14 protein-coding genes are annotated in these 13,031 nt (G+C 59.7%); 13 read left to right on the top strand and 1 reads right to left on the bottom strand.

Annotation, left to right across the window (positions count from 1 at the left end; translation table 11 throughout):
• Nucleotides 1–2: 2 nt before the first annotated feature.
• The 13 genes from frr (at nucleotide 3) to ACR0NT_RS00730 (ending at nucleotide 11,778) form a co-directional block, all read left to right on the top strand.
• Nucleotides 3–566: a ribosome recycling factor gene (gene frr / locus ACR0NT_RS00790; protein WP_170442610.1), complete on the top strand. Its 564-nt coding sequence runs from the start codon at nucleotides 3–5 to the stop codon at nucleotides 564–566.
• Between the two features lie 9 nt (nucleotides 567–575).
• On the top strand, nucleotides 576–1,307 hold the full coding sequence (locus ACR0NT_RS00785) for an isoprenyl transferase (protein WP_170671393.1): 732 nt from the start codon (nucleotides 576–578) through the stop codon (nucleotides 1,305–1,307).
• On the top strand, nucleotides 1,304–2,086 hold the full coding sequence (locus ACR0NT_RS00780; RefSeq protein WP_170671395.1) for a phosphatidate cytidylyltransferase: 783 nt from the start codon (nucleotides 1,304–1,306) through the stop codon (nucleotides 2,084–2,086). Before ACR0NT_RS00785 ends, ACR0NT_RS00780 begins: the two co-directional genes overlap by 4 nt.
• On the top strand, nucleotides 2,086–3,258 hold the full coding sequence (dxr, locus tag ACR0NT_RS00775; protein WP_170671397.1) for a 1-deoxy-D-xylulose-5-phosphate reductoisomerase: 1,173 nt from the start codon (nucleotides 2,086–2,088) through the stop codon (nucleotides 3,256–3,258). Before ACR0NT_RS00780 ends, dxr begins: the two co-directional genes overlap by 1 nt.
• Before the next feature lie 4 nt (nucleotides 3,259–3,262).
• Nucleotides 3,263–4,615, top strand: coding sequence for an RIP metalloprotease RseP (rseP, locus tag ACR0NT_RS00770; protein WP_170671398.1), 1,353 nt, complete (start codon nucleotides 3,263–3,265; stop codon nucleotides 4,613–4,615).
• Between the two features lie 90 nt (nucleotides 4,616–4,705).
• Nucleotides 4,706–4,834, top strand: a complete 129-nt coding sequence (locus ACR0NT_RS00765) for a hypothetical protein (RefSeq protein WP_480442530.1) — start codon at nucleotides 4,706–4,708, stop codon at nucleotides 4,832–4,834.
• A gap of 128 nt (nucleotides 4,835–4,962) precedes the next feature.
• Nucleotides 4,963–7,323, top strand: a complete 2,361-nt coding sequence (gene bamA / locus ACR0NT_RS00760; protein WP_170442620.1) for an outer membrane protein assembly factor BamA — start codon at nucleotides 4,963–4,965, stop codon at nucleotides 7,321–7,323.
• A 6-nt stretch (nucleotides 7,324–7,329) separates the two neighbouring features.
• Nucleotides 7,330–7,914: an OmpH family outer membrane protein gene (locus ACR0NT_RS00755; protein ID WP_170442622.1), complete on the top strand. Its 585-nt coding sequence runs from the start codon at nucleotides 7,330–7,332 to the stop codon at nucleotides 7,912–7,914.
• A gap of 71 nt (nucleotides 7,915–7,985) precedes the next feature.
• Nucleotides 7,986–8,459 carry a 3-hydroxyacyl-ACP dehydratase FabZ gene (gene fabZ, locus ACR0NT_RS00750; RefSeq protein WP_170398715.1) on the top strand — a complete coding sequence of 158 codons (474 nt, stop codon included), beginning with the start codon at nucleotides 7,986–7,988 and terminating at the stop codon, nucleotides 8,457–8,459.
• On the top strand, nucleotides 8,456–9,241 hold the full coding sequence (gene lpxA / locus ACR0NT_RS00745; protein ID WP_170671400.1) for an acyl-ACP--UDP-N-acetylglucosamine O-acyltransferase: 786 nt from the start codon (nucleotides 8,456–8,458) through the stop codon (nucleotides 9,239–9,241). Before fabZ ends, lpxA begins: the two co-directional genes overlap by 4 nt.
• Nucleotides 9,242–9,245: 4 nt before the next feature.
• A complete protein-coding gene (locus ACR0NT_RS00740) occupies nucleotides 9,246–10,040 on the top strand; it encodes a UDP-2,3-diacylglucosamine diphosphatase LpxI domain-containing protein (protein WP_170671402.1) in 795 nt (264 codons plus the stop codon).
• Nucleotides 10,040–11,197 (top strand): lipid-A-disaccharide synthase, encoded by a 1,158-nt coding sequence (gene lpxB / locus ACR0NT_RS00735; protein ID WP_170671404.1) that lies wholly within the window; start codon nucleotides 10,040–10,042, stop codon nucleotides 11,195–11,197. Before ACR0NT_RS00740 ends, lpxB begins: the two co-directional genes overlap by 1 nt.
• Nucleotides 11,197–11,778 (top strand): cadmium resistance transporter, encoded by a 582-nt coding sequence (locus ACR0NT_RS00730; protein ID WP_170671406.1) that lies wholly within the window; start codon nucleotides 11,197–11,199, stop codon nucleotides 11,776–11,778. The genes lpxB and ACR0NT_RS00730 overlap by 1 nt, the downstream gene beginning before the upstream one ends.
• Here the strand turns inward: ACR0NT_RS00730 and mnmA are convergent.
• On the bottom strand, nucleotides 11,775–12,920 hold the full coding sequence (gene mnmA, locus ACR0NT_RS00725; protein WP_170671408.1) for a tRNA 2-thiouridine(34) synthase MnmA: 1,146 nt from the start codon (nucleotides 12,918–12,920) through the stop codon (nucleotides 11,775–11,777). The two genes, ACR0NT_RS00730 and mnmA, sit on opposite strands and share 4 nt — an antisense overlap.
• Nucleotides 12,921–13,031: the final 111 nt, after the last annotated feature.

The raw sequence follows: 13,031 nt of genomic DNA, 5'->3' as shown, positions 1-13,031 counted from the left end.
GCATGTCTGACGATTTCGAACTGGATACCGATGATTTGAAACGGCGCATGGAAGGCGCCATGTCCAATCTCAGAACCGAATTTGCCTCGCTTCGGACCGGGCGGGCGTCGGCCTCGATGCTGGAACCGGTCATGGTCGATGCGTATGGATCGATGACGCCGATCAATCAGGTCGGAACAGTCAACGTGCCCGAGCCGCGCATGGTCACCGTCAATGTCTGGGACAAGGGTCTTGTCGGCAAGGTCGAAAAAGCCATTCGTGAAAGCGGTCTGGGGATCAACCCTCAGTTGAACGGCACCATCATCATGCTGCCGATTCCCGAACTGAACGAAGAGCGCCGCCGCGAACTGGGCAAGGTTGCCGGTCAATATGCCGAGCACGCCCGGGTTTCGATTCGCAACGTCCGCCGCGACGGGATGGATCAAATCAAGAAAGCCAAGGCCGACGGCATGTCCGAGGACGATCAGAAGTTCTGGGAAACCGAAGTTCAGGACCTGACCGACGAGATGATCAAATCCGTTGATGCCGCGCTTGAGACCAAGCAGGCCGAGATCATGCAGGTCTGAGACCGGGATATGCTCAACGCCCCACATACTGAGCCCGCGAACGGGCCGCGCCATGTCGCTATTATCATGGACGGGAACGGTCGCTGGGCGCAGGCGCGTGGCCGGCCAAGGCTGTTCGGGCACCACGCCGGTGCGCGGCGGGTGCGCGAAGTGGTCGAGGCCTGCCCGGGGCTTGGGATCAAATACCTGACGGTTTTTGCCTTTTCGACCGAGAACTGGAAACGCACACAGGCCGAGGTTGCAGGGCTGATGAGCCTGTTCCGGCGCTACATCATCAAAGAGACCCGGACCCTGAAGAAAAACGGGATTCGGGTGCGCTTTATCGGGGATCGGGTGCGGCTGGATAAGAAGCTGACCGAGTTGATGGATACGCTGGAAGAGGAAACCAAGGACAACGATTTGGTTCATCTGACGGTGGCCCTGAACTATGGCGGGCGGGATGAGGTTGCGCGCGCCACCAAACGACTGGCACGGGACGTGGCCGAGGGGCGTCTGCGGCCCGAAGACGTGGATGAGGAAACTTTGCCCAAGTATCTGGATACGCACGTTGTTCCTGATCCGGATCTGGTCATTCGAACCAGTGGTGAGGCGCGGATTTCAAACTTTCTTTTGTGGCAGTCAGCCTATTCGGAATATGAATTCATCGACACGCTGTGGCCCGATTTCACCGCAGCGGAACTGGAACGGTTGTGCCGCAACTTCGGGTCCCGTGAACGCCGCTTTGGGGCAGTTCCAGCATGAGTGACGGCCGATGGTCTGACCTGACCGCAAGGGTTCTGTCTGCGGCTGTGCTGGTTCTTGTCGGCTCTGTCGAAGTCTGGCTGGGCGGTTTGTGGTTCGAAGCCTTCATCGGGATTGCCTGTGGTCTGATGACCTGGGAACTGGTGCGGATGATCGACCCGGACAAAACCGGGGCAGCCATACAGCTTGGCATTCTGACCGGGGTGGCGGTTGTGCTGAGTTATCATCTGCCGCCGCTTTACAAGCTGCCGGTTCTGATTGCGCCAGCCTTGGTTGGGGCAGGGCAGATTAGCCGGTCCAAGACGACCTATGCGCTATTTGCGATCTGGATTGCAGCGGCTGGTCTGGGGTTCATCTCGATCCGCGAGAATATGGGCTTTGGCTGGATGGTCTGGCTGATCTCGGTGGTGGTCGCGACGGATGTAGCCGGGTATTTCGTTGGTAAAACCCTTGGCGGCCCGAAATTCTGGCCCAGGGTCAGCCCCAAAAAGACATGGTCCGGCACCGCCGGCGGATGGGCGGCCGCGGCTATCGTTGGGGGCATGTTCGCCATCCATGCCGGGTTCGGATTCATGTTCGTCCTGATCTCGATGATGGCGTCGATGGCCAGTCAGGCCGGTGACATCGTCGAAAGTGCAACCAAGCGGAAGTTCGGAGTAAAGGACAGCTCGAACCTGATCCCGGGCCATGGCGGCTTTCTGGACCGGTTCGACGGTATGATGGGTGCAGCCCTGTTTGTTCTGATCGCGGGCCTGATCTATTCCCCCGGGGGCATGTGATGCGCAAAGTCTCGATTTTTGGCGCGACCGGATCAATCGGGCAGAACACCATTGATTTGATCGACCGGAATCCGTCGGATTATGACGTTGTGGCGCTGACCGGCGGGGCGAATATCGAAAAACTGGCCGAAGATGCGCGCCGCCTGAATGCTGATGTAGCCGTGACCGCGCATGAGGATCGGCTTGAGGATCTGCGCGCCGCATTGTCCGGCAGCGGTGTTGAAGCCGCTGCGGGGCAGGCGGCCCTGATCGAAGCTGCGGCGCGCCCGGTTGCTTGGGTCATGTCCGCCATTGTCGGGGCCGCCGGACTGCCGCCGGGGCTTGAGGCGTTGAAACAGGGCGCGACGCTGGCGCTGGCCAACAAGGAAACGCTGGTCTGTGCCGGGGCGCTGGTGCTGGAAACCGCGCGGGCGCATAACGCGCGCCTACTACCCGTGGACAGCGAACATTCGGCGGTGTTTCAGGCTCTGGTCGGTGAGGATATGGACGCTGTCGAGCGGATCATCATCACCGCCAGCGGTGGCGCCTTCCGCGACTGGCCGCTGAGCGATCTGGCCAGTGCGACGGTCGAACAGGCCTCGAACCATCCCAACTGGAACATGGGGCAGCGGATCACAATCGACAGCGCTTCGATGTTTAACAAGGCGCTGGAGCTGATTGAAACCAAAGAGTTCTTTGGCGTCTCACCAGGTCAGATCGAAGTGCTTGTCCATCCCGAATCCATCGTACATTCGCTGGTCGGGTTCAATGACGGGGCGGTCATGGCACATATGGGCGCGCCGGACATGCGCCACGCGATCGGCTATGCTTTGCACTGGCCCGAACGGCGCGACCTGCCGGTCGAACGCCTGAACCTTGCCAAACTGGGCCAGTTGCGGTTTCAGGAACCGGACGAAGCACGCTATCCGGCCTTGCGTCTGGCCCGCAATGTGATGCAGCGGGGCGGCCTGTCCGGCGCGGTTTTCAACGCCGCCAAGGAACGCGCGCTGGATCACTTTATCGCGCGTCGCGTCGGCTTTCTTGAGATGGCTGATATTGTCGAGGCCGTTCTGAACAGGTTCGAGTCGTCAGACGGCCTTTTTGATGCCCCATTAAACCTTGATAACGTGCTGCAAACGGACCATCTGGCACGTAAGTGGGCCGACGAGGCCGCCATCCAGTCAGCAGGATAAAAACTTGGACTTAATCTCTCTGATCCCTCAATTCGGCAACCTGCTGTATACCATCTTTGCCTTTGTGATTGCTCTGTCCGTCATCGTCGCGGTGCATGAATACGGCCACTATATCGTGGGTCGGTGGTCCGGTATCCATGCCGAGGTGTTTTCAATCGGGTTTGGTCCGGTGTTGTGGAGCCGCGTCGACAAGCGCGACACCCGCTGGCAGATCGCCGCGCTGCCATTTGGCGGATATGTCAAGTTTCTGGGCGACTCAAACGCCGCGTCCGGCAAGGACAAAGAGGCGATTCAGGAAATCACCGAACAAAGCCCCGAAGAGCTGCGTCGTACCATGCATGGCGCGCCCCTGTGGGCGCGGGCAGCCACGGTTGCCGCAGGCCCGGCGTTCAACTTTGTGATGTCCATACTGGTGTTCGGCCTGATCTTCTTTTCTCAGGGTGTGACCCGGGAACCTTTGACTGTTGGCAAGCTGTATCCTTTGCCCGGGACGGCACAGCAATTGCAGGACGGTGATGAGATCGTGGCCATTGCGGGCATCACGGTGCCTGATTTTGATCAGCAGGGGGCCTGGTCCGATTTCACCGACGCTCTGCCGGTTGAGCCCGCCCTGGATTACACGGTGATCCGTGACGGACAGACGATGGATGTGTCCGGTCCCTGGCTGTTTCCACCGCTGATCCAGCAGGTTGCTCCGCGCAGCGCCGCGATGGATATCGACCTCAAATCCGGCGATGTTATCACGGCGATCAACGGTGAGCCGGTCTTTGCCTTCGGACAGCTCAAGGAACATGTGGAAGGCTCGGACGGTAAGGTCCTGCTGCTGGATGTCTGGCGCGACGGGGCCGAGCTTGAATTCGCGCTGGCTCCGCGCCGCACCGATGAACCGCAACCCGAAGGCGGATTCGTGACCCATTGGCGGATCGGAATCGTCGGCGGCATGGCTCTGGAACCGGCGACGGAACCGGCGGGCCTTATGGACTCGCTGTCCGGAGGCGTAAGGCAGACCTGGCGCATCATTGACGGGTCGCTGTCAGGCGTCTGGCACATGATTACCGGCGCGATCAGTACCTGCAACATGTCCGGCCCTATCGGTATTGCCGAAACTTCGGGCGCAATGGCCAGTCAAGGGGCGCAGAGCTTTATCTTCTTCATCGCGGTTCTGTCGACTGCCGTTGGGCTTCTAAACCTGTTTCCGATTCCGGCGCTGGATGGCGGTCATCTGGTCTTCTACGCTTATGAAGCCGTTACGGGCAAACCGCCCAGCGACAAGGTTCTGGGTGTTCTGATGGGGGTCGGTGTATCACTGATTTTGGGGCTAATGATCTTTTCGGTGACAAACGATCTGTTCTGCTGAATGTGGCGGGGAGTGCATGAAAAAGCCGCAATTCCGCCTCAATTCACGCGTAGGTTTCAGACCCGAATGTTAACCGTGTCAGAGGTTGTTATGTCCAGAGCCTTGCGTAAATCAGCCGAAAGTGTTCGATACCTGTTCGTGTTGAACTGGGACATGCTGCTGTTTTTTGGCGCGACCGCAGTCGCGATGGGCGGTTGGGCCTACCTGATCACCATGTGATTCTCATCACCTGTTGTGAAAACCCCACGAGGCGGCCCAAGTGGCCGCTTTCTTTTTTGGTCTTTTGACAAGAATTAATAATCTCGCTACTCAGCTATAAAGTCCAAAAAAATTGGGTAGTGAAAAATATGACTGAAAGGCGAGGCGCGGGCACATCCTGCGGGGGGCAAAAGCCGGAAAACAAGATTTTGTGGCGGTCACTAACGTTTTTTTTCCTTCTGACATTGGTAAGTTTCCTGCCTGCACCGCAGGCTGCATGGGCGCAGACCTTTGTCATCAATTCCTTCGACGTCGAAGGCAACCGGCGCATCGAAACTTCGACCATTATCGCCCGGACCGGCATCGAACCGGGCCAGTCGGTAACCGCCGGTCAGTTGAACGATGCCTATCAGCGTTTGCTTGACAGTGGTGTTTTTGAGACAGTCGAACTGACCCCGCGCGGCAATACGCTGCTGATCGAGGTTGAGGAATATCCGACCATCAACCAGATCAGCATCGAGGGGAACCAGCGGGTCAAGGACGACGTGCTGCTCGAGGCGATCACCTCGCAGCCGCGGCGTGTCTTTACGCCTCAGGTCGCGGAAACGGATGCGGATCTGATTGCAGAGATCTACTCGTCGCAAGGGCGGGTGTCCGCAACGGTCATTCCGCGCATCATCCGCCGCAGCGACAACCGGGTCGACCTGGTTTTCGAAGTCGCCGAAGGCACCACGATTGAGGTGGAGCGCGTCAGCTTTGTTGGCAACCGTGCCTATTCAGATCGCCGCCTGCGCCGGGTTCTGGAAACCAAGCAGGCCAACGTTCTGCGGACTTTCCTGCGCGGCGATACTTTCATCGCTGACCGGATCGAATTCGACAAACAGGTCATTCGGGATTTCTATCTGTCCCGCGGCTATGTGGACTTCCGAATCAACAGCGCGAACGTCGAGTTCACCCGCGAACGAGACGCGTTTTTCCTGGTGATGAACATCACCGAAGGTCAGAAGTTCTCGTTCGGTCAAATCAGCACGGTCAGCGAAATTCCGGGCGTGGACCCGGCTCCGTATCAGGATGCGCTGAAAATCCGGCCGGGCGTGACCTACACGCCCTCTCTGGTTGAAAACTCGATTGCCCGGATGGAGCGTTTGGGGATCAAGCAGGGTGTCGATTTCCTACGGGTCGAACCGCGCGTCAGCCGCAATGCGCGTGATCTGACGTTGGATGTTCAGTTTGTCCTGACCCGCGGACCGCGTATTTTTGTCGAGCGGATTGATATCGAAGGCAACACTACGACGCTGGACCGTGTGATCCGCCGTCAGTTCGACACGGTAGAAGGCGATCCCTTCAACCCGCGCGAAATCCGTCAGGCTGCCGAACGTATTCGTGCGCTGGGGTTCTTTGCGGTGGCGGATGTCGAGCCGCGTGAAGGGTCTACGCCCAGCCAGGTGATCGTGGACGTGGACGTCGAAGAGCAACCGACCGGCTCGCTGAGCCTGGGTGGTAGCTACTCGGTTTCCGACGGTTTCGGGATTGCGATCGGGCTGCGGGAAACCAACTTCCTTGGGCGCGGTCAGACGGTTGGACTGACTCTGTCGACTGCGCAGGATGCCGAGCAATATACGCTCAACTTCACCGAACCCTATCTTCTGGGGCGCAAACTGCGCTTTGATCTGGGGCTTGGCCTGTCGTCGACCAACTCGAGCTTTGCCAGCTATGACACCGAGACACTGTTCTTCCGGCCTCAGCTGAGCTACGCCATTGGCGAGTTGTCGTCGCTGCGGTTGCGTTACGGTTGGGAAAACAGCGAAATGACCCAGCAGGATGATGAGGTCAACGGCGCTGTCATTTCCTCGGAAATCGATCAGGGCGAGCGTTCGACCAGTTCCCTGGGCGTGTCCTACGTATATGACAGCCGTCTTGGCGGTCTGAACCCGAACGCAGGTGTGCTGTTCGAAGCCGGTATCGATGCGGCCGGTTTGGGCGGAGACAATGAGTTCTACAAGACCACCGCCCGTGGTATCGCCCAGACCCGCGTCTGGAATGAAGAGGTTGTACTGCGTGCATCGCTCGAAGTGGGTGCGCTGCACTGGCGCGGCGATGACTTCAGCCGCACACTCGACCGCTTTGTTCTGGGGCCGAGCGTCTTCCGCGGGTTCGAGCCTGCGGGTATCGGTCCGCGCGATCTGTCGAACGGTCAGGATGACGCGATCGGGGGCAATTACTATTGGGTTGCGCGGTTGGAATCGGACTTCCCGTTGGGCCTGCCCGAAGAACTGGGTCTGCGCGGTGGTGTGTTCTATGACTTTGGTAACCTCTACAACCTCAATGACGTGAACACCGCGGGCGCGGACATCGTTGGCGAAGACGGCTCGATCCGTCACGTGATCGGTGTATCGGTTCTGTGGGAAACACCGTTCGGTCCGCTGCGCTTCAACTTCTCGAAAGCGTTGAAGAAAGAGGACTTCGACAAGGAGCAGAACTTTGACCTGACGGTTCAGGCCCGGTTCTGATCCTGAATGGTGAAGCGTATGTTCATGAAGCTGCAGGGCCCTTTTGGGGCCCTGTGTGTTTTTCTGGCCCTTGCCTGCGCAGCCCCGACCGTGGCGCAGCAATTGGGCGTGCCGCAAAGCAGCGTTGTGACCCTGTCCAGCGAGCGGTTGTTTTCTGACTCGGCCTTTGGTCAGCGTATCCTGAGCGAGATCGAGGCCGAAGGTATCCTGCTGGGTGAGGAAAACGAACGGATCGTGGCCGAGCTGAGCCGGGAAGAAAAGCTTTTGACTGAACGCCGCGCCACCATGACAGCAGATGAATTCCGCCCGCTGGCCGATGCGTTCGACGAAAAGGTCCAGTCCCACCGCGAGGGGCAACGTGCCAAGCTGGACGCCTTGGCAAGACGCAGTGAAGAGGCGCGTCAAAGGTTCTTTGAACTGGTACAGCCGGTTCTGATTGATCTGCTGCGCGAATCCGGCGCGTCGATTATCATCGAACGATCCAGCGTCTTTCTCAGCTCGGACCGTACCGACATCACCGATGCGGCCATCAGCCGGATCGACGCGGTGATTGGCGACGGCAGCACTGCCGAAAACGAGGCCGGCGAATAGGTTTGCTTGCCCTTACGGCGCGGTATTGCTACCACGCCGCAAACAGAAATCCATTACGGGACGACGACACTATGAGCACGGAAACCAAAAGCGCAGATATTCAGCTGATCCAGCGGATCTTGCCGCATCGCTATCCGTTTCTGCTGGTCGACAAGGTGGTTGATATCTCGGGCTATCAGTCGGCGGTTGGCATCAAGAACGTCACCATGAACGAGCCGCATTTCCAGGGCCATTTCCCGGGCACTCCTATCATGCCGGGCGTCACCATTGTCGAGGCGATGGCGCAAACCGCAGGCGTGATGCTGGGCGTGGGTATGGATGTGATCGACAGCGAATTGCTGATCTATTTCATGAATATCGACAAATGCAAATTCCGCCGCAAGGTGATCCCGGGCGACGTGCTTGAGATGCATGTCGAAACCGTGCGCGGCAAGAAGGGCGGCAAGATTTTCAAGTTCAGCGGCAAAGCGACCGTTGAAGGCGAGATCGCGGCCGAGGCCGAATTCTCGGCCTATGTCGACTGGGACATGGAAAAAACAACATGAGCGGCATCCACCCAAGCGCAATTATCGAAGACGGTGCGCAGATCGGTGAAGGCTGCATCATCGGGCCATTCTGCTATGTCGGTGCGCAGGTCAAGCTGGGCGGGCGGGTTGAGCTGAAATCGCATGTTGTCGTGACCGGTGATACCTCGGTTGGTGATGAAACCGTGATCTTCAACTTCTCGGTGATCGGAGAGATTCCGCAGGACCTGAAGTTCGGTGGCGAAGACACGCGGCTGGAGATCGGCAAGCGCAACCGCATCCGCGAGCATGTCACGGTGAATACCGGCACCGAAGGCGGCGGTGGTGTGACCCGGATCGGCGATGATTGCCTGCTGATGGCCGGTGTGCATGTGGCGCATGATGTGCAGATCGGCAACCGGGTGATCATGGTCAACCATGCAGGCGCAGCGGGGCATTGCGTCATCGAGGACGACGTGATCGTCGGCGGTATCTCGGGCCTGCACCAATGGGTGCGCGTGGGTCGTGGTGCGATCATCGGCGCGCTGACGATGGTGGCCAATGACGTGATCCCCTACGGCCTGGTTCAGGCCCCTCGGGGCGAGCTGGACGGCCTGAATCTGGTGGGCCTCAAGCGGCGCGGTGTTTCGCGCGAGGATATCGCGGCCCTGCGGGCTGCGTTCCGCGAATTGTCATCGGGTGAGGGCACGTTCATGGAGCGCGCTCATCGGGTAGGGGCAGAAAACGAAAGCGAATACGTGCAGCGGATCGTGGATTTCGTGACCGGAGAGTCGGATCGTTCTTTCCTGACACCGAGGAAGTAAACCGATGCTGGCGCTGATTGCTGGAACGGGTGCCTTGCCGGGCGAAGTGGTGCAACACCTTGCCGATCGCCCGGTGGTCTGTGCGATGGAGGGGTTCACGCCCGACACTCTGACGGCAGATATCGTGTTTCCGCTGGAACAGCTGGGCAGTTTCATTGGTGATCTGAAAGCGCGCGGTGTAACCGACATCTGCCTGGCAGGCGCTGTCCGGCGACCGGCGATTGATCCTTCACGCATTGACGCGGCGACGATGCCGCTGGTGCCGGTGCTGCAACAGGCGCTGATGTCCGGCGATGACGGCGCCCTGCGTGCCGTGATCGGCATTTTCGAAGAATCCGGCCTGACCGTGCGCGCGGCCCATGAGATTGCGCCCACGTTGCTGCCGCAGCTTGGATGCCTGACCGAAACGCAACCGTCTGAGGCTGATCTGGCTGATGCAGATCGGGCCGCCGGTATCCTGCGGGCCATGGGTGCAGCGGATATCGGGCAGGCCTGCGCCGTGTCCAAGGGGCAGGCACTGGCGGTTGAAAGTATCTTTGGCACAGACTGGATGTTGCAGTCTTTGACCCAACGCCCCGATGCCGGTGGCGGGGTTCTGTTCAAAGCCCCGAAACCCGATCAGGATCGTCGGGCGGACTTGCCGACCATTGGGCCGGGTACCGTGTCCTCTGCCGTGGCCGCCGGGCTTGCGGGGATCGTCATCGAAAAGGGCGGCGTCATCGTTTTGCAACAGGATCGTGTTCTCGACGAATGCAACCGCCTTGGTCTGTTCCTCTACGTACGCGAGCGGGCCAGCTGATGCGGGTGTTCCTGGTCGCCGGAGAACCGTCGGGCGACCGTTTGGGCGGCGCGCTGATGGAGGGGCTTCGAACCCTCGTTCCCGATGTGCAGTTTGACGGCGTTGGCGGGCCGTTGATGCACGCACAGGGCTTGGAAAGCCGCTTTCCGATGTCCGAACTTTCAGTGATGGGGCTGGTCGAGGTTCTGCCCAAGTTCTTCCACCTCAAACGCCGGATTGCCGAGACCGCGCAAGCGGTTCTGGACACGCAGCCGGATGTGCTGATCACCATCGACAGCCCCGATTTCTCATTGCGCGTGGCCAAGATAGTCAAGGCCCAAAGCGATATCCGAACCGTGCATTACGTCGCCCCCAGTGTCTGGGCGTGGCGTCCGGGCCGGGCCGACAAGATGGCCAAGGTGATCGATCACGTTCTGGCGCTGCTGCCCTTCGAGCCGCCCTATATGGAGCGCGCCGGTATGGAATGTGATTTCGTCGGCCACCCGGTTGCCACTGAACCGGTGGCGACCGAAGACGATATCCGCATGTTCCGCACTACCCATGATCTCGGCGACGCACCGATTTTATTGGCGCTGCCCGGTTCGCGCGGTGGCGAGGTCGAACGTCTGGCCCCGATCTTTGGTGCAGCGTTGCAGCGTTACCTGCAAGACCGGCCGGACGTGCGGGTCGTGGTGCCAGCGGTGGCGCATATGGTCGATACCGTTGCGCAGCATGTGCAAAGCTGGCCGGGCAAACCGGTGGTGGTCGATCCGCGCAACATGCCCTCGGACCAAGCGGTTGCGCAAAAGCGGGCCGCCTTTGCAACGGCTGAGCTGGCGCTGGCGGCGTCGGGCACCGTCTCACTGGAACTGGCCGCGCAGGCCACGCCGATGGTGATTGCCTATAACCTCAACTGGCTTACGACCCGGATCGCCAAGCGCATGGTCAAGCTGGATACGGTGACGCTGGTCAATCTGGTGTCAGAGACCCGCACCGTTCCCGAATGCCTGTTGGACGACTGTCAGCCGGACAGGATCGCTGACGCCCTGTCACAGGTAGCTGCGAACCCGAATGCGCAGTGCGAGGCCATGGTGACAACGATGGAGCGTCTGGGACGCGGCGGCGAAGCGCCCGGACTGCGCGCGGCCAAAGCGGTTCTGTCCCGGATGACCAAGTGATGCTGGACTTTGCGCTTTTTGGACTGTCGGCCTTTATGGCTCAGATCATGACCAATCTGGACAATCTGGCGGCGCTTCTGGCGCTGACGGTGGTCTCGGGGGCAAAGCGGTCGATCTTCGGGTTCCTGATGGCACAGATGATCGTGATCGGTGCGGCGCTTTTGCTGGCGATGGGGGTCGAAGATGTGGTGCCGCACTGGGCCGGGTATCTGGGGGTGATCCCGCTGAGCCTTGGCATTCTGGCTCTGATCCGGAGGAAAAGCGGGAAAGAAACCGCGGCAAACCCCAACCTGGATACCGGAGCGTCGGTGATCATGGTCACGTTGCTGTTCATCAGCCTGTCAATGGACACCTTCGCGGTTCTGGCGCCGCTGTTGGCGGATTCCGCCCCCAGCTTCCGAACTGCTGGCGTGATTGGTGCTGTGATAGCCGCAGCTTGTCTGGCCACGGTCGCTTTGCTTGGATCAAAAGCCCCGTTCATGAGCGGCGCTTTGGCCCGGCGGTTAGAACGTCTCGTGCCCTACGTAATGATCTGCGCCGGGCTTTACATCCTCAGCAACTCGTGGACGGACGCGATTTAGTAGCCGCGCCAGATCCAGCCACCGCCAAAGATGCGGCTGCCTTCCGAAGCATAGAATACGCAGGCCTGACCCGGCGAAACACCTTCCTCGGGTGTCAGCAGTTCAACCTCGGCCGTGGTGTCGGACAGCGGGCGAATGATCGCCTCGCGCGGCGGACGGGTCGAGCGGACCTTGACCAATACATGCCATTCATCGCGCGAGGTGAACGGCTCGTCACCCAGCCAGTTTATCTCACGTACCGGAATGGTGCGCGTTGCCAGCATCTCTTTGGGCCCAACGACGACCTGTTTCTTGTCGACGTCCAGCTTAACCACATAGAGCGGCTCGCTGAGGCCGCCGATGCCCAGACCTCGGCGCTGACCGATCGTGTAATGGATGACGCCGTTGTGCTGCGCCAGGACACGGCCATCGGCGTGCACGATCTCACCGGGTTCCGCAGCACCAGGGCGCAGTTTCTCGATCACGCTGGCATAGTTGCCATCGGGCACGAAACAGATGTCCTGACTGTCGGGCTTGTCGGCCACGGCCAGCCCGTATTGCGCAGCCATTTCGCGTGTTGCGTCCTTCGAGGGCAGGTGACCCAGAGGAAAGCGCAGGAAGTCCAACTGCTCGGGCGTGGTCGAGAACAGGAAGTAGGACTGATCCCGGTTCGCATCTTCGGCGCTGTGCAGTTCCGGGCCATTGGGACCCATCTTGCGCTGAATATAGTGACCGGTGGCCATGCAGTCGGCCTCAAGGTCCTTTGCGGTTTCCAGCAAGTCCTTGAACTTCACCCTTTCGTTGCAGCGGATGCAGGGGACAGGAGTCGCGCCTGCCAGATAGCTGTCGGCGAACTCGTCAATCACCGCATCCTTGAAGATATTCTCGTAGTCCAGAACATAGTGCGGAAAGCCACGTTCCTCGGCCACGCGACGCGCATCATGAATGTCGATTCCGGCACAGCACGCGCCTTTCTTGGCCAGCGCGGCGCCGTGGTCATACAGCTGCAACGTCACACCAACGACGTCATAACCCTGATCGGCCAGATGGGCGGCCACAACCGAACTGTCCACGCCACCGGACATGGCCACAACCACCCGCGTTTCCGACGGGGGTTTGGCAAAGCCAAGCGAGTTCAGCGGTGTCTCGGTATCGAGGGCCATGACGATTCCAGTGCGGGTTAAGAAAGACCGGCAGAATATAGGAAAATTCTACACACTCTCAAGGGGCGGTTTCACTCTGCATTAAGTAGGCTGATGTCAGCTTTGTCGCAG

It is taken from the genome of Ruegeria sp. AB10, assembly GCF_056542745.1.
This window is presented reverse-complemented; position numbering and strand designations above follow the sequence as displayed.